The sequence below is a fragment of the Curtobacterium sp. PhB128 genome (assembly GCF_004340725.1).
Taxonomy (GTDB): Bacteria; Actinomycetota; Actinomycetes; order Actinomycetales; family Microbacteriaceae; genus Curtobacterium.
This window is the reverse complement of the sequence record NZ_SLUR01000004.1, coordinates 319,109-338,781: the sequence shown is the minus strand read 5'-3', so window position 1 is coordinate 338,781 and position 19,673 is coordinate 319,109. Positions and strand designations below refer to the sequence as shown.

Annotated in this window: 17 protein-coding genes; 8 read left to right on the top strand and 9 right to left on the bottom strand. The window is 70.4% G+C overall.

The features are described from left to right. Positions 1 to 18 precede the first annotated feature (18 nt). Positions 19 to 525 carry a hypothetical protein gene (locus EDF23_RS09785; RefSeq protein ID WP_131921541.1) on the top strand — a complete coding sequence of 169 codons (507 nt, stop codon included), beginning with the start codon at positions 19 to 21 and terminating at the stop codon, positions 523 to 525. Positions 526 to 531: 6 nt separating this feature from the next. On the opposite strand, the gene EDF23_RS09780 is transcribed toward EDF23_RS09785, so the two are convergent. Continuing rightward, positions 532 to 1,152: a DUF402 domain-containing protein gene (locus tag EDF23_RS09780; RefSeq protein WP_131921540.1), complete on the bottom strand. Its 621-nt coding sequence runs from the start codon at positions 1,150 to 1,152 to the stop codon at positions 532 to 534. Positions 1,153 to 1,285: 133 nt separating this feature from the next. Between EDF23_RS09780 and EDF23_RS09775 the strand changes: the two genes are divergently transcribed. From EDF23_RS09775 to EDF23_RS09765, 3 genes are read left to right on the top strand one after another with little or no spacing between them, the layout of a single operon-like run. After that, positions 1,286 to 2,296: an ATP-binding cassette domain-containing protein gene (locus EDF23_RS09775; RefSeq protein ID WP_131921539.1), complete on the top strand. Its 1,011-nt coding sequence runs from the start codon at positions 1,286 to 1,288 to the stop codon at positions 2,294 to 2,296. After that, positions 2,286 to 3,119 carry an ABC-2 family transporter protein gene (locus EDF23_RS09770; protein ID WP_131921538.1) on the top strand — a complete coding sequence of 278 codons (834 nt, stop codon included), beginning with the start codon at positions 2,286 to 2,288 and terminating at the stop codon, positions 3,117 to 3,119. Before EDF23_RS09775 ends, EDF23_RS09770 begins: the two co-directional genes overlap by 11 nt. After that, a complete protein-coding gene (locus tag EDF23_RS09765) occupies positions 3,112 to 3,960 on the top strand; it encodes an ABC-2 family transporter protein (RefSeq protein WP_123938497.1) in 849 nt (282 codons plus the stop codon). Before EDF23_RS09770 ends, EDF23_RS09765 begins: the two co-directional genes overlap by 8 nt. A gap of 346 nt (positions 3,961 to 4,306) precedes the next feature. Here the strand turns inward: EDF23_RS09765 and EDF23_RS09760 are convergent, their stop codons facing one another. Beyond that, positions 4,307 to 6,439, bottom strand: coding sequence for an acyltransferase family protein (locus EDF23_RS09760; protein ID WP_123291945.1), 2,133 nt, complete (start codon positions 6,437 to 6,439; stop codon positions 4,307 to 4,309). A 135-nt stretch (positions 6,440 to 6,574) separates the two neighbouring features. On the opposite strand from EDF23_RS09760, the gene EDF23_RS09755 reads away from it, so the two are divergent. The 4 genes from EDF23_RS09755 to EDF23_RS09740 all read left to right on the top strand — a co-directional run bounded on the left by EDF23_RS09755 (position 6,575) and on the right by EDF23_RS09740 (position 10,912). After that, positions 6,575 to 6,937, top strand: coding sequence for a hypothetical protein (locus tag EDF23_RS09755; RefSeq protein ID WP_123291944.1), 363 nt, complete (start codon positions 6,575 to 6,577; stop codon positions 6,935 to 6,937). Between the two features lie 38 nt (positions 6,938 to 6,975). Then, a complete protein-coding gene (locus EDF23_RS09750; RefSeq protein WP_131921537.1) occupies positions 6,976 to 8,451 on the top strand; it encodes a cryptochrome/photolyase family protein in 1,476 nt (491 codons plus the stop codon). A gap of 29 nt (positions 8,452 to 8,480) precedes the next feature. After that, positions 8,481 to 9,800, top strand: a complete 1,320-nt coding sequence (locus EDF23_RS09745) for a GNAT family N-acetyltransferase (RefSeq protein WP_131879514.1) — start codon at positions 8,481 to 8,483, stop codon at positions 9,798 to 9,800. Positions 9,801 to 9,934: 134 nt separating this feature from the next. Further along, positions 9,935 to 10,912: a squalene cyclase gene (locus EDF23_RS09740; protein ID WP_131921536.1), complete on the top strand. Its 978-nt coding sequence runs from the start codon at positions 9,935 to 9,937 to the stop codon at positions 10,910 to 10,912. 1 nt (position 10,913) lies between these two features. On the opposite strand, the gene EDF23_RS09735 is transcribed toward EDF23_RS09740, so the two are convergent. From EDF23_RS09735 to EDF23_RS09705, 7 genes are all read right to left on the bottom strand, one after another. After that, positions 10,914 to 11,912: an ABC transporter permease gene (locus EDF23_RS09735; RefSeq protein WP_123672464.1), complete on the bottom strand. Its 999-nt coding sequence runs from the start codon at positions 11,910 to 11,912 to the stop codon at positions 10,914 to 10,916. After that, positions 11,909 to 12,844, bottom strand: a complete 936-nt coding sequence (locus tag EDF23_RS09730) for an ABC transporter permease (RefSeq protein WP_131921535.1) — start codon at positions 12,842 to 12,844, stop codon at positions 11,909 to 11,911. The genes EDF23_RS09735 and EDF23_RS09730 overlap by 4 nt, the downstream gene beginning before the upstream one ends. Then, positions 12,841 to 14,529, bottom strand: a complete 1,689-nt coding sequence (locus EDF23_RS09725; RefSeq protein ID WP_123938491.1) for an ABC transporter ATP-binding protein — start codon at positions 14,527 to 14,529, stop codon at positions 12,841 to 12,843. The genes EDF23_RS09730 and EDF23_RS09725 overlap by 4 nt, the downstream gene beginning before the upstream one ends. Further along, a complete protein-coding gene (locus EDF23_RS09720; RefSeq protein WP_165901084.1) occupies positions 14,526 to 16,190 on the bottom strand; it encodes an ABC transporter substrate-binding protein in 1,665 nt (554 codons plus the stop codon). Before EDF23_RS09720 ends, EDF23_RS09725 begins: the two co-directional genes overlap by 4 nt. Positions 16,191 to 16,407: 217 nt before the next feature. Beyond that, the gene (locus tag EDF23_RS09715; protein WP_131921534.1) at positions 16,408 to 17,334 is read right to left on the bottom strand and encodes a cation-transporting ATPase; all 927 of its coding nucleotides are present in this window, start codon (positions 17,332 to 17,334) and stop codon (positions 16,408 to 16,410) included. A gap of 505 nt (positions 17,335 to 17,839) precedes the next feature. Beyond that, a complete protein-coding gene (locus EDF23_RS09710) occupies positions 17,840 to 18,304 on the bottom strand; it encodes a DUF2510 domain-containing protein (protein ID WP_123938488.1) in 465 nt (154 codons plus the stop codon). Positions 18,305 to 18,392: 88 nt separating this feature from the next. Then, complete coding sequence (locus EDF23_RS09705; protein WP_131921533.1) at positions 18,393 to 19,667, bottom strand: D-arabinono-1,4-lactone oxidase; 1,275 nt, start codon at positions 19,665 to 19,667, stop codon at positions 18,393 to 18,395. Positions 19,668 to 19,673 lie beyond the last annotated feature (6 nt).

Here is a 19,673-nt window from a genome sequence, read left to right as displayed (position 1 = left end):
CACGACACTGTGATCGACATGAATGCCTCGTCTGTGCACGACCACCTGCGCCGCCGCCGATGGAGCAGCATCATCGGGCTGACGCTCGTGATCGTGGTGTCGCTCACCGCCTGCTCCGGCCGTGCGACGCCGGTCGACGACGTCGAGGTCGCATCCGCCTGGATGGAGAACGTCCAGGACCGGTGGGCGGACCAGCCCGGCGAACTCGGCGCTGGTGCCGGGACCAACGACGCGTCGAGTCGGCTGTCCCTGGGCGTCGCAGACGGCGGCGAGCGCGCACACGTCCGCGTGTCCCTCGCCTGCCAGGGACACGGAACCGTCCGCATCGCCGTCTGGGGCGGTCGCATCGCCGACGGCGCTGACACCGGCAGGGAGCTCGCGGTGCGCCCGGTCCAGTGCGGCCACGACGAAGACCTCTACGTCGTGACCTCGGCCGACTCGATCACCATCGGGCCCACGTCGGGCGACTCGACCGTCAGCTGGTACGCCGCCGCCTACGCCGACCTCGCAGCGCAGACGCACTGAGCGGAGCTAGCGGACGGCATCCCACCCTGCGGGCATCTGCGGGGCGGACCAGTTCGGGTCCGGCACCCACCGCGACCAGTCGGTCTCGAACGGGAACGAGCCCGCGTGCACGGCCGCGGCGGCATCCTCGCCGGTGCGTTCGATCATCGCGCGGTCCGCTTCCGTGACCAGGCCCTCGTCCGTGTAGAACGCGAGTTCGTCTTCGTCCTTGTACCGAACCGACCAGCGGCCCGCATCGTCTCGGGTCGCGATGACGTCGAGGGTCCAGTCCTGGCTGTCGAAGCCGACGGAGGTACGCACCCACGGCAGCTCGAGGTTGACGTACCAGTCCGGCAGCCACTGCGTCCCGTCGTGCCAGCGCCACACCGACCACGCTGCGCCCTTCGGGTGCACGCGGACCACGGTCGCTCCGAACCAGCTGTCCTCGACGTAGGAGCCGTCCCAGTCCGAGGGGAGGACGAGCCGCGCGTTCGGTCCGCTGCCGGTACCGGCCCGGCGACGGACCGCGGAACCGAGCGGACTCGCGACCACCGCGACGTCGTCGTCATCGACGAGGACTCGACCCGCGACGGCGAAGGCGACGGCTCGACCGTGCGAACCGAGCGCGTGCAGACTGCGGAGGACCACGGATTCACCGGAGCGGAACGGTTCGCTCCGCACGTCGTTCGCAACATCGTCGTGCATCCGGCGATGCTCTCACAGCGGCGTCGGGCGATGTCGGTTCCTCGCCACTGGGGGCTTTCTTCGATACGTTGGACGAATGTCGCTCATCGTCGCCGACAGTCTGGTCAAGGAGTTCTCACGCCCCGTCCGGGTGCAGGGTGCGTTCTCGGGTGTGCGGAACCTGTTCACCACGAAGACGGTCACGAACCGGGCCGTTGACGGCGTCTCGCTGTCGATCGAGCCGGGCGAGATCGTGGGCTACCTCGGCCCGAACGGCGCCGGGAAGTCGACGACGATCAAGATGCTGACAGGTGTGCTCGTCCCCACGAGTGGCGAGGTCCGAGTGAACGGTGTCGTGCCGTGGAAGGACCGTTCGGCGAACGCACGCACCATCGGTGCGGTGTTCGGGCAACGCACGCAGTTGTGGTTCGACCTGCCGCTCCGAGACTCGTTCGACGTCCTCGCGAAGCTCTACGGCGTCGCCCCGTCGGCGTACAGACGCACGCTCGACGAGTTCGTGGACCTGCTCGACCTCGGGTCCTTCATCGACCGGCCGGTCCGGACGCTCTCCCTCGGACAGCGGATGCGTGGGGACCTCGTCGCGGCGATGCTGCACGAGCCGCCGGTGCTGTACCTCGACGAGCCGACCGTCGGGCTCGACGGGGTCGCCAAGGCACGCATCCGCGAATTCGTCCGGGAGCGCAACCGCACCGCTGGCACGACGGTCATGCTGACCACCCACGACATCGGTGACGTGGAGCAGTTGTGCCGTCGTGTGGTGATCATCGACGACGGTCGGATCCTGTTCGACGGCGACATCGACGCGCTCCGCCGGGCGTACCTGCCACACCGAACCCTGCGCGTCGAACTGTCCGGGCCGGAGCCGCGCGATTGGTGGGTCGAGGGCGTCGAGCGAGCAGGGACGCACGAGCACGGTGATGTTCACCTCCTCGACCTCCGGTACGACCCGACCGAGGTGTCCACCTCGACCGCGATCGCCCGGACCACGGCCGCGCTGCCGATCGCGGACCTCACGGTCCACGAGCCGGAACTCGAGGACGTGATCACCGAGATCTACACGGCACGCTCGGTGCGCCGTGTCGGCTGACGTCCTGGAGGCCCGCGACCGGCCCGCCGGCCCGCTCGCGGTCCGCCTCGCGTTGGTCGGGCAAGGGCTGCGCTCCGTCCTTGTCTTCCGCGCCGATGTCCTCGTCGGCACGGTGACCACGGTGATGCGGGTCGTCCTCGTGATGCTCGTGTGGAACGCGGTCTACGGCGACCGCACCTCGGTGAGCGGCGTCGACCGTGCCGACGCCGTCGGGTACGCGGTCCTCGGCGCCCTGTTCGCCGTCGTGTTCCAGCCGTGGCAGTTCTCGTCGCTGAACCGACGGGTGCGCGACGGCAATGTGGTGTTCGACATCATGCGGCCGGTCGGGCTGATCACGCAGACCGTCGCCGCGCAGCTCGGCAGCTCCCTCGCCAGCGTGCCGAAGGCGATCGTCGGGCTCGCCCTGGCGCTGCTGCTCGGAGCGGTTCCCGCTCCGAGCACCTGGTGGCAGACCCTCGTGTTCGTGCTCAGCGCCGTCCTCGGTCTGGTCATCGCGATCCAGTGCAACCTCATCGTCGGGCTGACCGCGTTCTGGACCACCGACGTCGGCGGCGCCTACATGATCTACAGCATGGCGGCGGCGTTCTGCTCAGGCTCGCTCATCCCGCTGTGGTTCATGCCGGACGGCCTCGCCGCGGTGCTCCGTGTGCTGCCGTTCAGTGCGCAGATCTTCACCCCGCTCTCGATCTGGTTCGAGCGGACGCCGGGCTGGAACGTCCTCGGTGAGCTCGCCCTGCAGGCCGGTTGGATCGTCGCGCTCGCGTTCGCCGCCCACCTGGTGTGGTTGCGCGCCCTGCGGAGGACGGTGATCAACGGTGGCTGACATCGGACGCACGGTCGCCCCGGGGACCGCCACCGAGCCTCCCGGCTGGTTCCGCCAGTGGCGGATCCTGCTCGCCGCGGCGTTCCGGCAGTCCCTCATCTACAAGGGCAACCTGATCCTGATGATGGCGGGCAGTGCGGCCCTGCAAGGGACGCAGCTGCTGTTCATCGGCGTCCTGCTCGACCGGTTCGGCGTCATCGCCGGCTGGTCGACGGCGCAGATCGCTTTCCTGTACGGGCTGCGGCTCACTGCACACGGCGTCGGGACGGTGTTCTTCGGACAGCACCTGGCGACCGACATGGTGATCCGCGAGGGCGAGTACGACCGCTTCCTGCTCCGCCCCGTACCACCGCTGATCCAGCTGCTGACCAGGTGGTTCAACCTGGGCACCCTCGGCGACCTGGTGCTCGGGCTCGGGATCCTCGTGGCCGCCATCACGCTCGCGCCGATCGACTGGACGCCCTGGCTGGTCGCACTCACCGTGGCGGCCGCGATCGGTGGCGGTCTGCTCGAGGCCGGGCTGCAGATCGGTCTCGCAGGGCTGTCGTTCCGGCTGGGATCCACCCGTGACCTCAAGGTCAGCGTCGACAACACGCTCACCGACTTCGGGGCCTACCCGCTTCCCGTGTTCGGTCCCGCGGGCGTCTTCGCGCTGACGTTCGCGCTGCCGCTGGCGTTCATCGCGTACCTGCCTGCGACCGTCGTGCTCGGCAAGACCGACGAGCTGCTGGTCCCGACGTGGCTCGCTGACATCGCACCCATGGCCGGGCCGCTGATGCTCGCATTCGGATGGTGGTTCTTCATGCGGCAGTCCCGGCACTACACGAGCCCCGGGGCCTGACGCCCCTTGTAGCCGGGGACGTCCTCCTTCGCTTCGCTCGCTCGCCTGCGAGAGCCTCAGAAGTACATGCGCCCCCGCGCGATGTCGGACTCAGCCTGCCGAAGGGCTTCAGCGACTTCGGGGTCGCTCCCCTCGTACCGCGCCGCCCGAGAGCCGAAGTTGGTGTACCGGTGCATGACGAACCACAGCACGAGGAGCACAGCCAGGACCACGCCGGTTCCGATCCACCATCACATGCGGGCAGCGTAGGTGCGACCGATCGCGGGTGCAACCATTGCGAAGCGCCGTTGACGCTCAGGGGCAAGCCGTCGGCAAGAACGGGGGCTTCCTCCGCCGGCGGTTCCGATCAAGATCGCATCGCCGTCAACGCGGCGTCGATCTCGTCGCCGAGGTACGGCGCGAGTGTCGTCGCGAACGTGTTCGTCAGGTGTGTCTGGTCGCGGTAGACGAGTACGCCGCCGATCACGGCGGGGCAGACCGTGTCGGTGCAGTACGAGTCCGTGAGGTCGACGAGACGGGCAGCGCCGTGCACGCGGTCGACGGCCTCCGCGGATCCGTCGAACCGTGCGAGGGCGTCGGCACGCGAAGAGTCGCAGGCTGGGGTGGTCGGTCCCGACATCTGACCGACGCACGCAACGACATCGGGGCGTGCTGCAGGGTTGTCGCGGAGCGCGATGATCGGGATACCGGCTTCGGCGGCGGCGCTCCATCCTGTGACGAGTCCGTCGACGACCGTCTGCTCGTCCGTGCTCCCCTCCGGCACCACGACCGGGCCGTTACCGCTCGAGTGCGTCACGATCACGCCGTCCAGGTCGGGGTGTGACCGGAGGTGGTCCATGGCGTTCTGCTTCCAGCCGGTGCACGCGTTGACCTGGCGTCTGGACCCCGCCTGCTGCTCGGCAGTCGTCAGGTAGCAGCTCTGGTGACCGGCGACGTCGATGCGCCAGTTGCGCTGCTCCGCGATCCGCGCGTAGGCGTCCACCAGCACGTTGTTGTGCGAGTCACCGATCGCGATGAGGTGCTTCGAGTACCCGGTGGTCGGACCGAGGGAACACACTCGGAACGTGCTCGAGTCGTTCGACCAGCAGGCTGATCGGTTGGCGTCGTCGGCGACCGCGTTCGCTGCGGACGGCACGCGGACGTCGGCGAGGGCTGGGTTCACGCACGGGTCGGCCGAAGCGATCTCCGCCGCGGCTCCGAAGCACGCGACGTTGCCGGAGCCGAGGCGCTCCGCCAGCAGCGCTGTCCGGACCTGCTGGACGTGGAGGGCCGTGAGCGAGGTCGCGCCCAGCGCCACCACGACCAGGGTGCTCAGCACCCCGTAGACCGCAACCCGGCGGGGTCGGAGGCGCCGGACGCGCGCGGAGAACCGGAGCGGCTCCTCGACGAGCAGGGTGGTGGCCGCGCCGAGGGTCAGCGCACCGACGACGATCACGACCTTGTCCAGCGTGGTCGCTTCGTGGCGCGTGACGATCGGCAGGAGGACGATCGCGGGCCAGTGCCAGAGGTAGACGGCGTACGAGATCCGACCGGTGAAACGGACAGGGGCGACATGACCGACCAACTCGAGTCCCGAATGCGAACCGAGAAGCACGACCAGCGTCGCGGACACGACCGGCAGCACCGCCGCGATGCCCGGGAACGGCGTCGCAGCGGTGATGGCGAACAGCGAGACGACCAGCCCGCCGGCACCGACCCAGGCAACGATCGCCCGGGTCGTCCGCGTCCCACTCGACCGCGGCACGCCCAGGGGAATCGTCGCGGCGAGTCCGCCGAGTGCGAACTCCCACGCTCGCGTCGCCGTCGAGAAGTAGGCAATCCCGGACGCGGTCCCGGTCTGCACGATGCTCCACGTCAGCGAGAGCACCACGACGACGCCGAGCACGACGCGGGTCACGACGACCGGGTCGGCTTGTGCTCGGCGTGCGCGGTGCGCGAACCACAGGACCCCGAGCAGCAGCAGGGGCAGCGCGATGTAGAACTGCTCCTCGACCGACAGTGACCAGAAATGCTGGAACGGGGACGCCCCGTTGCCCTCGGCGAGGTAGTCCACCGAATCGGCCGCGAGCTGCCAGTTCTGGACGTAGACGGCCGAGGCGATGAGCTCCCGGCCGTACTGCCCCCAGAGCGCGCTCGGCACCCAGAGGAGGACCGCGACCCCAGTGGCGACGAGCGTGAGGAAGGCGCCGGGGAGCAGTCGTTTCGCACGACGAGCCCAGAACCCGGCGAGAGCGATCCGGCCGGTCGCGGAGACCTCGCGGAGCAGGTGCCCGGTGATCAGGAAGCCCGAGATCACGAAGAAGACATCGACACCGATGAAACCGCCGGGAAGCCTCGTCGGCCACAGGTGGTACAGCAGCACGGCGAGGACCGCGAACGCGCGGAGCCCCTGCACGTCCCACCGCGTGCTGTCCGCCGCAATGCCACGGCCTGTACGGCGCCCTCGCCGAGTCCGCGACGCCACGGTGATCCCAGCCATCACGAGGAGTCTACGAGCTCACACCCGCACATCGGGCTCCGCTTGTGGCAGATGCCGCAGAGCGGAACTGTCGCGCGACCGGGCTCGTCCCCATCGCCGACGGCACTGAGCCCCGACAGAACCTAATCTTGTCGGATGCTCTCCCGACGCGACGCCGCCGTTCGACTCGACATCACCCTCGAGATGGCGACCCACCACGGAATCCCCTCGCGTCTCAGCGAAGCCGAACTCGACGCGATCGAACAGGATCCGCCCGCGTGGCTCGTGCAGTCCCGAGCGAACCGCACGGGTGCCAAGAAGGTCTGGGTCCGCCTCGAGTGCGTCGTCTGCGCGTTCGCCGAAGAAGCGCGGCCGAAGAAGTGGTGGCCGGAGTGGGACTACCTGATGTGCGACTACCACGAGCCGTACCAGGCGCCGGAACCGACTGCGGGGCTCACCCGACGTGAGGTCGAGGGCATCGGCAGCCGGTTCATCGCCCTCGTCGACGAACGCCCCTGACTGACAGCTCCACCCCACTCGCTGGGTACGGTCCACCCATGCCCTCCGAACGTCGTCGCCTGGTCCTCCCCGGCCAGTACGGGCCCCTGTTCGACGACGGTGGCCCGGCCCTCGTCGTCGAGGCACGCGAGTTCTTCACCGCTCGCCCCGTCCACCGGGCGAAGGCCCACCTCTGGTTGAGTGCCCTGCGCCACCGCGTCCACGAACTCGGTGACCGTGCCGAGCACGTCCAGGTCGACACCCTCCGCGAAGCGTTGACCGGCCGCGACGACCTCGAGGCGATCGATCCGCCGTCCCGCACCCTCCGCGCGCAGATCCGGCACTGGGGCCGGGGCACCGTGGTCCTGCCGAGCCGCGGGTTCGTGACCGACGAAGACGAGTTCGCGGAGTGGGCGGCGCAGGGCACGGGTCGGTTCCGCATGGAGGACCACTACGAGCGTGTCCGGCGCCGTGAGGGCTGGCTGCTGCGCGACGGCAAGCCGATCGGTGGGAAGTTCAGCCTCGACGACCAGAACCGTCAGCCGCCACCGAAGGGCGCGACGACCCTCGGGCTGCCCGAGCCCTGGTGGCCGGACGAGGACGACGTCGACGACCAGGTGCGGCACGACCTGGACCGGTGGGAGCGGGACGGCACCGCCCGGTTCGTCGGCCGCGACGACACCCGTCGGTTCGCGGTGACGGCGGACGAGGCCCAGCGTGCGCTCGACGACTTCGTCGCGGTGCGCCTCGGCGACTTCGGGCCGTTCGAGGACGCCACGTTGACGAACGACTGGACGATGGCGCACTCGCTCCTCAGCGTGCCGATGAACCTCGGGGTGCTCGATCCGCGGCAGGCGATCGACGCCGCCCTCGAAGCGCACCGCACCGAGGCCGCCCCGCTCGCCAGCGTCGAGGGCTTCGTCCGCCAGGTCGCCGGATGGCGCGACTACGTCTGGCACCTCTACTGGTGGTTCGGCGACGACTACGGCGCATCGGAGAACGCCCTCGGCGCGCACGGACGACTCCCCGACTGGTGGCGGGAACTCGACGCGTCGGAGATCGACGCCGTCTGCGTGCGGACCGCGATCGAGGGCCTGCACGACCACGGCTGGCTGCACCACATCCAGCGCCTCATGGTGCTCGGCAACTGGGCACTGCAGCGCGGCTACGACCCGGTGCACCTGACCGAGTGGTTCACCGACGTGTTCGTCGACGGCACCGACTGGGTGATGCCGGCGAACATCATCGGCATGTCCCAGCACGCCGACGGCGGCATGGTCGCCACGAAGCCGTACACGTCGGGCGGTCGCTACATCGACCGGATGTCGGACCACTGCGGGGGCTGCCGCTTCGACCCGACGAAGCGGGTCGGCGACGACGCGTGCCCCTTCACCGCCGGGTACTGGGCGTTCCTCGCGCGCACCGAGCCTGCGCTCCGTGACAACCACCGGATGGCTCGCCCGCTGCAGCAGATGCGGTCGCTGGCGGACCTCGACGAGGTCGTCGCGCAGGAGGCCCGTCGCACCTTGCCGTGACGTCACCCGGTCCCGATAGGGTCGTGAGCGTGAGCAACGAGGCATTCGACGACCGCTACGAGCTGCGCGAGTTCGCGCCCGGGACGGATGACGAGGGGGCACCGAACGCCGAGACCGGATCGTGGATGCAGGCCGTCGGCCTCGGGTTCCACGAAGCCGATCCGGACGCCGAAGGTGCAGCCCGTATGGCGTCCCACTTCATCGCCGACGAAGAGACCTTCCTGGGCGTCTACGTCCGGAAGCCCTTCCCCGGGTCCGTCGACGAGACCTGGCCCGCCGGCACCTTCACGTGGTTCCGCAAGGCACTGAGCTGGGGCGACGGGTCGTCCGTCGACACGCAGGCCATCTCCGCGGTCACCGTCCGGCCCACCGAGCGTCGCCGCGGCATCCTGCGCCGCATGATGACGCACGCGCTCGAGCGCGGTGTCGCCGAGGGCTACGCCGTGGCGTCCCTGACCGCGTCCGAGGGCACGATCTACCGCCGCTTCGGCTTCGGCAGCGCGATCCGCGAGCGCGCGGTGCGCGTACGTCGCGAACGCGCACTCCCCCTCCTCGCCCCGACGTCGGGCTCGGTGTCCGTCGTCACGCCGCAGTGGCTCGCCGACGGCCCCGGCAAGGCGGTCTTCGAGCGCTTCCACACCCGCACGCCCGGCTCGATGGTCCGCAACGCGGGCACCTGGCCGGTGGTCTTCGGACTGCTCGGCAACGACGGCCAGAAGGCGAAGGACGTCCGTGCGGCGGTGCACCGCGCCGAGGGCACGGACGAGATCGACGGGTACGTCACCTGGCGCGTCAAGGAAGACGGGTCCTCCGACACCGCACTCGAGATCGTCGACCTGGTCTACGCGAACGACCAGGCCTACACGGCGCTGTGGGAGTTCGTGCTGTCGATCGACCTGAACGACGTCGTGAAGTACAACCGCTCGCGCCTCGACGACCCGATCGTCGCGGCCCTCGGCGACAACCGTGCGTACGACGTCGACCACGAAGAGGACCACGTCTGGCTGCGCGTCCTCGACGTGGCCGCCGTGCTCGAGTCGCGGCCGTTCGCCGTCGACGGCTCGCTGACACTCGCGGTCACCGATGCGCTCGGCCACACGACCGGCACGTACCGGCTGGACGTCCAGGAGGCCCGTGGCAGCGTCACGCGCATCGCCGACGACGTCGACGTGGCCGGTTCCGACGTCCAGCTCGACGTGGCAGAGCTCGGAGCGCTGCTCATCGGGTCGGTCTCGCCCGTCACCCTGGCGGCCGCCGGCCTGGTCCGCGCTGCGGACCCCGCGTCGATCGAGCTGCTGCGCGCGATGCTCCTGCCCCCGCGGACCCCGCACGGCATCACCTACTTCTGATCCACCGCGCAGGCTGTTGCTCGGTGCGAGGTTGTTCACTCGGTGCGAGGTTGTTCCCCCGCACGGAGTGAACAACCTCGCACGAGCCGCCCTCGCGCCACCGCGCGTGCGCCGCACGGCGTAGCCTCCGCGCCATGAGCGACGACGCGGTGGTCGAGTGGCTGCTCGACTCGGACCCGGCGGTCCGGTGGCAGGTCGAGCGTGATCTGACCGGTGCGCCGTCGGCGGTTTGGCAGCAGACCCGGGCGCGGGTCGCGACCGAGGGCCTCGGGGCGGCGATGCTCGCGCACCAGGACCCCGACGGGCAGTGGGCCGGCGGCGCGTACTTCCCGGCGGACTTCGACTTCGACGGTCCCGAGGCGGACGACCCCGGGCAGCCCTACACGGCGACGACCTGGTCGCTGAACGCCCTGCGCGACTGGGGGCTCGACTCCGCGGTCCTCGGGGACACGGCCGCCCGGCTCGCGACGAACAGCCGCTGGGAGTACGAGGACCTGCCCTACTGGAGCGGCGAGGTCGACTGCTGCATCAACGCCTTCACCCTGGCGAACGGCGCCTGGCTCGGTGCCGACGTCGGACAGCTGGCGGACTGGTTCCTCGACCACCAGCTCGACGACGGCGGCTGGCACTGCGAGTGGATCGAGGGGTCGACCGTGTCGTCGTTCCACTCGACCCTCAACGTGATCGAGGGGCTCCTGCAGCACGAGCAGCTGACCGGCGGCAACCACCCCCGAGCAGCGGAACTCCGAGCGGCTCGACTCCGCGGTACCGAGTACCTGCTCGAACGACGGCTGCTGTTCCGGAAGCACGACGGCGAGCTCGTCGGGCCGTGGGCTACCCGGTTCGCGTACCCGCTGCGCTGGATCTACTCGGCGCTCCGGGTCACCGACCACCTGCGGGTTGCTGCGCTGCAGGACGGTACCGCGCCGGACCCCCGGGCGGCCGAGGCGATCGAGGTCGTCCGTGCCGCCAGGAACGACGACGGGACGTGGACCCAGGGAACGCGGCCGCCGGGTCGGCAGTGGTTCGAGGTCGACGTCCCCGAGGGCGAGCCGTCGAAGTGGCTCACGCTCCACGGCACGCGCGTGCTGCGCTGGTGGGACGCCGCCTGAGCTACGCCCGGCGCCGCACCCGCGGGTCGACGAACGCGTAGACCACGTCGACGATCACGTTCGCCGTGACGATCAACAGCGCCGAGAACAACGTGAAGCCCACGACGACCTGCAGGTCGAGGGTGTGCACGGCGTCGATGAGCAGCGCGCCGAGGCCCTGCATCGAGAACACCTTCTCGGTGATGACCGCACCGCCGAGCAGCGACCCGAGGTCGAGCCCGAACAGGGTCACCACCGGCAGGATCGCGGTGCGCAGTCCGTGCCGCACGACGACCTGGCGCTCGCGCAGGCCCTTGGCCCGAGCGGTCCGGACGAAGTCCTGCGACATCGACTCGAGCATCTCGCCACGGGTCAGGCGCGCGTAGATCGCGGCGCTGATGAACGCGAGCACGCACCACGGCAGGATCAGGTGGGTGAACCAGCCGACCGGGTCGTCGGTGAACGCGACGTACCCGCTCGTCGGCAGGATGCCGAGCACGAACCCGAACAGCAGGATGCCGAGCAACCCGATCAGGTACGCCGGCGACGAGACCCCGGCGACCGCGACGGTCATCACGGCCCGGTCGACGAACGTGCCGCGACGGAGCGCCGAGACCGCTCCGCCGAACACCCCGGCGACGAGCCAGAGCACGGCGGCACCGACGGCGATCGACGCGGTGACGGGCAGGCGGGACAGGATCAGGTCGGTGACGCTCTCGTGCAGCTGGAACGAGTACCCGAAGCACGGTGCGGCGCAGGTGATCACGGATGCGCCGCTGCCGAACGTGCGGCCGGTGAAGATCCCCGCCAGGTAGGCGCCGAACTGCGCCAGCCAGGGCTTGTCGGTGCCCAGGAACGCCTGCACCTCGCGCAGCCGGTCCGGCGTGCAGGGCTTGTCGCAGATCGCCCGCGCGGGGTTCGTCGGCAGCAGCATGAACAGTGCGTAGGTGATCGCGGCGACGACGAGCAGCACGACGGCTGCACCGAGGACGCGGATCGCGATGAAGCGGAAGGTGCTCATCGGCGTGCTCCTCTCGGGTCGAGGGCGTCACGCAGCGCGTCGCCGAGCACGTTGAACGCGAGGGTGATGAGGAACAGTGCCACTCCGGGGAACACGAGGTACATGGGGTCGGTCTGCACCCAGCCGACGGCGTCGCCGATGCTGCGGCCCCACGAGGGCGTCGGCGGGGTCACGCCGACGGCCAGGAACGACAGCGCGGCCTCGGCGCCGATCATCGACGGGATCGAGATCGTCGCGTAGACGGTGATCGTCGCCGCGAGGTTCGGCAGCAGCTGGGTGCGGATGACGTGCCACCGGCCGGCGCCCATCGCGGTGGAGGCGACGACGTAGTTCCGACTGACGAGCGACAGTGTCTGGCCGCGGACCACGCGGGCGACGGACGGCCAGCCGAAGAACCCGATGACGAGCACGACCAGGACGGGCTTCGGGAACGACGTCGGCACGATCGCGGTCAGGGCGATCATGAAGACGAGCGACGGGAAGCCGAAGATCACGTCGACCACGCGGGAGAGCACGCGGTCGTACCAGCCGCCGAAGAAGCCGGTGGTGACGCCGACGAGCACTCCGATGACGATCGACAGGAAGGTCGCCGCGAGCCCGATGCCGAGCGACGTCCGGGCACCGTACGTCACGATCGCGAACAGGTCGCGACCCGTCAGCGGCTCGACGCCGAACCAGTGCTCGCCGCTGATCCCCCCGCCGAAGCCCTTCGGCGCCCCGAACGAGTTGAGCGCGTCGATGTCGTACCCGTAGGGGTCCTGCCCGGTGACGGCACTGATGAGCGGCGCCGCGACGGCGACCACGAGGAACACGACGATGACGACCGCCGAGGTCACGGCCCAGCGGTCCTGCCGGATGCGGCGCACCACGGCGCGGAAGCCGGTGGTGCGTCCGGACGAGGCCACGGGGCGCTCGACGACGTTGGCGGTCACGAGGACACTCCTTCCCAGGCGCGCCAGGCTTCGCGGCGGGCCGCCTGTCGCACGGGATCGGCGACGGGCGCCGCTGCGAGCAGCATGCGCGTGTAGTCCTGCTGCGGGTCGTCGAGCACGGCGTCCGTGGTCCCCCGCTCGACCACGCGACCGTCGTGCAGGACGACGACCTCGTCAGCGAGCTGCCGGACGACCGCGAGGTCGTGGCTGATGAGGAGCATGCCGAACCCGAACTCGTCCTGCAGCTGTGCAAGCAGGTCGAGCACGGCCGCCTGCACGGTCACGTCGAGCGCCGAGGTGGGCTCGTCGGCGATGACGAGCGCCGGACGGAGCGCCAAGGCCCGCGCGACGGCAACGCGCTGGCGCTGCCCGCCAGAGAGCTGGTGCGGGAACCGCTCGGCCCACGACGGGTCGAGCTGCACGGCGGTCAGCAGTTCACGGACGCGTTCCGCACGGTCGGCCGCCGAGGCCGTCCCGTGCACGAGCAACGGCTCGGCGATGCTCCAGCCGATGGTCTGCCGCGGGTTGAGCGACGACGCCGGGTCCTGGAAGACGATGCCGACGCGGCTGCGGAGCTCGCGGAGCCGTCGGCCCCTGGCGGTCCGCAGGTCGCTGCCGTCGACCTCGACCGAGCCCTCGACGACGGGCACCAGGCCCGCCAGCGCGCGGCCGATGGTCGACTTGCCGGACCCGGACTCCCCGACCAGCCCGACGGTCTCGCCGGCCCGCAGGTCCAGGTCGATACCCGACACGGTCGGTCCGCCGCGGCGCGAGTACCGCACGGCGACGTCGCGCAGCTGCGCGACCAGCGGACGGGAGGAACGGCTCGCCTCCGCCTCGTCGGCCCGGGCAGTGGACGGGTCCCCTTCGACATCCGCAGCAGCGTCGGCGGCGCCGCCACGGGCCTCCAGGCTGGGGACGGCGGCGAGGAGCTCGCGCGTGTAGTCGGCGGACGGGTGCGCGAAGACCTCGGCGACCGTGCCGTGCTCGACGGGGTCGCCGCGGCGCATCACCAGGAGCTCGTCCGCGACGTCCGCCACCACACCCATGTCGTGCGTGATGAGCAGGACGGCCAGGGAGCGCTCGCGACCGAGTCGGCGGAGCAGGTCGAGGATCCCGGCCTGCACCGTGACGTCCAGGGCGGTCGTCGGCTCGTCGGCGATCAGCGCGACCGGGTCCCCGGCCAGGGCCATCGCGATCATGGCGCGCTGCAGCTGCCCGCCGGACAGTTCGTGCGGGTAGGCCTTGCGGATGCGCTCGGGGTCGGTGAGGCCTGCGGCACGCAGCAGCTCGTCGACGCGCGCGGAGACCGCCGCACGATCCAGGTCCGTCGGGTGCGCCCGGATCGCCTCGGCGACCTGCGTGCCGATGGACAGCACCGGCGTGAAGGAGTTCATCGGTTCCTGGAACACGACGCCGATGCCGGCGCCGCGAACGGCACGGAGCGTGTCGTCGGAGGCGCCGACGAGCTCCTCGCCACGGAACCGGACGCTGCCGGAGACCCGCGCTTCGGGCGGCAGCAGGCCGAGCACGCTCATGGCGCTCACGGACTTGCCGGAGCCGGACTCCCCCACGAGGGCGAGCACACGACCGGGGGTCAGGGTGAAGGAGACATCACGGACGACGGGCTCCGCGTCGCCGAACGCGACGCGGAGCCCCTCGACCTCGAGCAGCGGCGAACTCACTTCGCGAGCGAGACCTTGAGGTAGTTCGGGTACGCCGGGAAGTCCGCGATCTGGAAGTTCTGCATGTTCGAACCGGCCAGGAACGACTGCTTCGCGTAGGTCAGCGGGACGATCGGCGCGTCGGCCATGATCTTCTTGTCCGCTTCGACCCACAGCTTCTGCGCGTCCTGCTGGTCGACGGTGGCGCTGGCCTTCTTGATCAGCGCGTCGACCTCGGGGTTGCTGTACTTCGAGACGTTGTAGCCGCCGCCACCGATCTGCGACGAGTCGTAGAGCGGCTGGATGTTGGCGTTCGCGCTCGGGAAGTCCGGCTGCCAGCTGAACAGCGCCAGGTCGAAGTCGGTGCCGTCGGTCGTCGCGGTGTAGAACGAGTCCGCGTCGAGCGGCTTCAGCGTGACGGTGATGCCGGCGCGCTTGAGGCCGGACTGCAGCGCCTGCGCCTGGGCGAGGTAGGTCGGGTCGTTCTGGGTCGCCAGGGTCAGCTTGAGGTCGGACACGCCCGCGTCCTTGAGGAGCTGCTTCGCCTTCGCGACGTCACCGTTCGCGCCGGGCTTGTACAGGTCGTAGTCCTCGCGGCCCGCGATGCCCGGGGTGATGAGGGTCGTGGCGTACGAACCGGCGAGCGCGCCGCCCGCAGCGATCCGGTACGACTTCTTGTCGACGGCGTACTGCAGGGCCTGACGGACCTTGAGGTCCTTGAGCGATCCCTTCTGGGTGTTGATCGCCATGTAGTTGATCGGGCCGGCCTTCGACGTGGCGAGGCGGTCCTGGGCGGCGGGGTTGCTCCGCACCTGGTTCAGCTCGGCTGCGCCGAGGTAGCTCGCGCCGAAGGAGTCCTTCGCGTCACCGTTGTCGGCGATCAGCGTCTGCGTGACGGTCGACGGATCCTGGCTCTCCTTGAACACGACCTTCGACGGGCCGGCGGTGCGGACGTCGTCGGTCTTCGCGCTCCACTCCTTGTTCCGGACGAGGGTGATCTGCGAGCCCTGGGTGTTCGACTGCACCTGGTACGGCCCGGACGCGACCGGCTTGCTGTCGTACGCACCCGTGTCCGTGCCGTCGCCGTCGGGAACCGGAGCGAACGCCGGCATCGACACGAGCCACGGCCAGTCGCCGTACGCGGCGTTGAGCTTGAAGACGATGGTCGAGTCGTCAGGCGTCTCGATACTGTCGAGGGTCTTGCCGTCGAACGGGCCCTTGTAGTCCTCGCCACCGACCAGGAGCGACTTGTGGTAGCTCAGGCCACCGGTCAGGGTCGGCGCGAACGAGCGCTCGATGCCCCACTTGATGTCCTTCGTGGTGATCGGCGTGCCGTCCTGGAACTTCAGCCCGTCCTTCAGGTGGTACGTCCAGGTCTTGCCGCCGTCGCTCGAGTCGCCGGTGTTCGTCGCCAGGTCCGGCACCACCTTGGCGGCCTTGCCGGGCTCGACGTCCCACGCCGTCAGCCGGCGGAGCACCAGACCCAAGGTGGTGATGTTCAGGTTCTGGCTCGTCGCCGGGTCGAGGTGCACCGCGGTGGCCGTCGTCAGGATGTTGAGCGTGCCGCCCTTGGCCGTGCCGTCACCGTCGTCGGACGAGCTCCCACCCGAGCAGCCGGTCAGGACCAGGGCTGCTGCTGCGGCGACGGCCGCGGTGATCGTCAGGCGGTTCGGGCGTCTCATGACGGTGGTGCTCCTCGTGGGAAGGGTGGTGGCGACCGTGCTGCAGCCGCTGTGGTTGCACGGACCGGGTCGCCGGGCGGCGTCCATCCTGACACCGCGGCGGTCGCCCGTCCGAATCACACGTGCGACAGACGTCGCACGACGAAACAATCCAAGTGCCGCGCGACGTCCGTCTATTCCCGATGGATCTGCACCGAGTCCACCCGAGGGGCGTGGGTCAGCGGTCGAACAGGCCCCCGAGGAAGTCGTTGCCCAGGTTCGAGGCCTGCTCGCCGAGGCCCGACGCCTGCTCACCGAGGCCGCCGAGGAGCTGCTCACCCTCGCCCGCGATCCCCTCGAAGCCGCCGCCGAGGTCGGCCCCGAGGTCGGCCAGTCCGAGGTCGCCGATGCCGGAGGCGATGCCGTCGAAGTCGACGCCGAGGTTCGCGGCCTCGGCCAGCACGGGCCCGGCGGCGGCGCTCAGCACCGCTCCCCCGGCGACCGCGACACCGATGCCGCCGAGCGCCATCGCGCCGGCGCCGACCGCGGCACCGCCGGCGAAGGCGCCACCACGCCCGCGGCCGTTGCCGTTGCCGTTGCTCGAGCCGCCGAGGACGCGGCGGATCAGGCCCGGACGGCGGACCTCGCCGCGGGTCATCGCGCGCGCCATGCCGCCCGCCGAGTCGTCGCGCAGGTGCTCGTGCGGCGGGAGTTCGGAGTTCAGGCGGTTGCGCACCTGCTGCCGCTGCGCGGGGGTGAGGCGGGCGAAGGCGTCGTGGTGGACCTGCTCGAGCTGGTCCGGTGACGAGGTGCGGAGCAGGTAGTCGTACTTCGCCAGGGCGACCTTGTCCGAGTCGGCCGGGCCGTGCTGCTGCGGCTGCCCGTACTGCTGCTGGCCGTACTGCTGCTGGGGCGCCTGCCCGTACTGCTGCTGGCCGTACTGCCGCTGCTCCGGCTGGCCGTACTGCTGCTGCGGCCGCTGCTGCTGCTGGCCCCGGTCGTCGCCCGTCAGCCGGTCCGCTGCACCGCGGACGACGTCACGCCAGTCGGTCCCGCCAGCGCGCTGCGCTCCGTTGCCGGGCGCACCGTCCCCCTGCCCACGCTTCTGGAGCTGCTTGTCGATGACCTTCGAGGCCATGCCGAGGATGCGGTTGAAGTTCGCCATCCCCCGACCTTTGTGGATGCACATGTGCGCTCCCAGCGACGAACCGGCGGGTCGCCCGCACATCCGGCGGGAAACCGCTGTGAGCAACGACCGGAATGTCACCGGACAGTTCGTCGTAGGCTTGACCCGGTCGCGCCACCGCCGGAGCGCGATCCGGGCGAAAGCACGAAGCCCGGGACTGCGACAACAGTTCCGGGCTTCGATTTGCCTTCCGAGTGGAAAGCCAAGGGATGAACCAACCATCCCGAGTCCAACGCTCGGAACCGATGGTAGCCGAGCACGCTCGGCGACGCATCCCTTGGTCGAAGCTCCTCGTGTCAGCCGGCGACGACACCAGGAGGTCACCGATGTCGAACGACACCGATGATCGGTCCAGGCGTCGGGTGCCCTGGCTGGGGATCGCGAGCTTGCTCGTGACCGTGGTCAGGCTCCTGATCGACCTGTCCCGCAGGGACTGAGGACCCGGGTGTCCCGCATCGCGCTCAACGGTGCGGGACACCTGTCGTCACGCGAGCAGCTGTGCCGCTCGCACGACGAAGGCAGCCGACGCCGCCAACCCGAGGATGACCGCTGCGAGTGATACTCCGAACCCGGTGATCCGTTGCCCGGTGAGCTGCCCGGCGCGTGCCAGACCGATCGCGCCGAAGACGATCCCCAGGATCCCGGGGATCGCGAACACGTTGACGATGAACCCGAGCAGCGCGAGGACCAGCCCGGCGTACCCGAACGGATTCGCTGCACGGGTCGCCCGGTCCTTGGCGATCCGGGCCTTCCGCCCTCGGAGCGGTTGCTCGGTGACGGCCGCGCGGTACTCCGACGGCGCGGGCGGACGCGGTGCCGGCTCCCACTGTGGCGCGGGGACAGCTACAGCAGGTTGGGGTGCGAGTGCTCCCCAACGTGCTCCGTCCCACCACCGTGTGCGGTTCGAGTCTTGCGGGTCCGGGTACCACCCGGCGATCGGCAGCGTCACTGTGCTCCCCTCCGTTGCCTCCGAGGAGGCTACGGAACCGGTGTCGTCACGCGCACGCCCCAGTCGTGGTGCCACGCGGCACGCCCCGTCAGGACAGGACGCGCGCCAGGTACGCGTTGCGGAACCGGCCCGTGGGGTCGACGTCGCGGGCGACCGCAGCGAAGTCCGACAGCCGCGGGTACGCCTCGTGCAGGCGCTCGACGCTCACGCCGGACACCTTGCCCCAGTGCGGCCGCGGGTCGAAGGGCGCGAGCGCTTCCTCGATCCGCGTCACCGCGGCCGCCACGGCTGCGGCGTCCCGGCGGAACGTGAAGTGGATGCCGACCGACTGCCGACCGGACGACGGCGCGAGCCAGGCGGTGTCGGGCGCGATCGTACGGATCTCGGCGGCGATGAGGATCGGCGCGAACACCGACTCGAGCGGACGGAGGGCCTCGAGCGCGGACACTGCCGACGCTGCCGGGATCAAGTACTCGGCCTGGATCTCGGCACCGGTCGACGGCGTGAACGAGGACCGGAAGTGCGGCAGCCGCTCGGCCCACGGCCCGGGGACGCCGCCCTGCTCGGTGACGCCGGCGGGGTCGTTCTCCCCCGGGTGCACGGGGACGGTGGCGGGCCGCGCTCCGAGGGCGACGAGGTCGACGGTGGGCGAGGGCTCGTCCACGCGGTGCTTCACCCAGACCTGCCGGGCACCGCGGTCGTCGAACGAGGTGAACATCGACACCGAGTAGGCGTCGGACATGACCTGGTCGAAGTGGGCGGACACCGCGTCCCACGGCAGGTCGAGGTGCACCGTCGTGGCGACCTCGAACGTCGGCTCGATCGCGAGCTCCACCGTGGTGACGACACCGAGCGCACCGATGGCCACCCGGTGGGCGTCGAGGGCCCCGTCCGGCGAGGACGCATCGACGTGCTCGATCGCGCCGGAAGCGCGGACGACGTCGAGCCCGACCACCGCCTGCGCGAGCGACGGGTTGCGGACGCCGGAGCCGTGCGTGCCCGTGGCGACGGCCCCGGCCGTGGAGATGTGCGGCAGGGACGCGAGGTTCCCGAGTGCCCAGCCACGGGCCTCCAGGCCGGCCGCGACCTGACTGTGCGTCATGCCGGCGGCCACACGGACCACCCGACGCGACGTGTCGATGTCGAGGACCGGCGGCAGGTCCTGCAGCGACACCTGCACGGCGTCGGTGTCGGCGATCGTGTTGAAGGAGTGCCGTGAGCCGAGCGCCGTCAGGCGCGGGGTCGACGCGACCAGTTCCTGCAACGCGGCCACCGACGTCGGACGCGCCAGACCGGACGCCCGGTAGGTGACGTTGCCCGCCCAGTTCGTCCGCGTGCGCTGCTCTGCGATCACGTCGCTCATCGTCCG

Coding starts and splice junctions, on each gene's coding strand:
- EDF23_RS09785 (WP_131921541.1), top strand. CDS start 19: ATGAATGCCTCGTCTGTGCACGACCACCTGCGCCGCCGCCGATGGAGC.
- EDF23_RS09775 (WP_131921539.1), top strand. CDS start 1,286: ATGTCGCTCATCGTCGCCGACAGTCTGGTCAAGGAGTTCTCACGCCCC.
- EDF23_RS09760 (WP_123291945.1), bottom strand. CDS start 6,439: ATGGCTGGGATCACCGTGGCGTCGCGGACTCGGCGAGGGCGCCGTACA.
- EDF23_RS09755 (WP_123291944.1), top strand. CDS start 6,575: ATGCTCTCCCGACGCGACGCCGCCGTTCGACTCGACATCACCCTCGAG.
- EDF23_RS09750 (WP_131921537.1), top strand. CDS start 6,976: ATGCCCTCCGAACGTCGTCGCCTGGTCCTCCCCGGCCAGTACGGGCCC.
- EDF23_RS09740 (WP_131921536.1), top strand. CDS start 9,935: ATGAGCGACGACGCGGTGGTCGAGTGGCTGCTCGACTCGGACCCGGCG.
- EDF23_RS09735 (WP_123672464.1), bottom strand. CDS start 11,912: ATGAGCACCTTCCGCTTCATCGCGATCCGCGTCCTCGGTGCAGCCGTC.
- EDF23_RS09720 (WP_165901084.1), bottom strand. CDS start 16,190: ATGAGACGCCCGAACCGCCTGACGATCACCGCGGCCGTCGCCGCAGCA.
- EDF23_RS09715 (WP_131921534.1), bottom strand. CDS start 17,334: ATGGCGAACTTCAACCGCATCCTCGGCATGGCCTCGAAGGTCATCGAC.
- EDF23_RS09705 (WP_131921533.1), bottom strand. CDS start 19,667: ATGAGCGACGTGATCGCAGAGCAGCGCACGCGGACGAACTGGGCGGGC.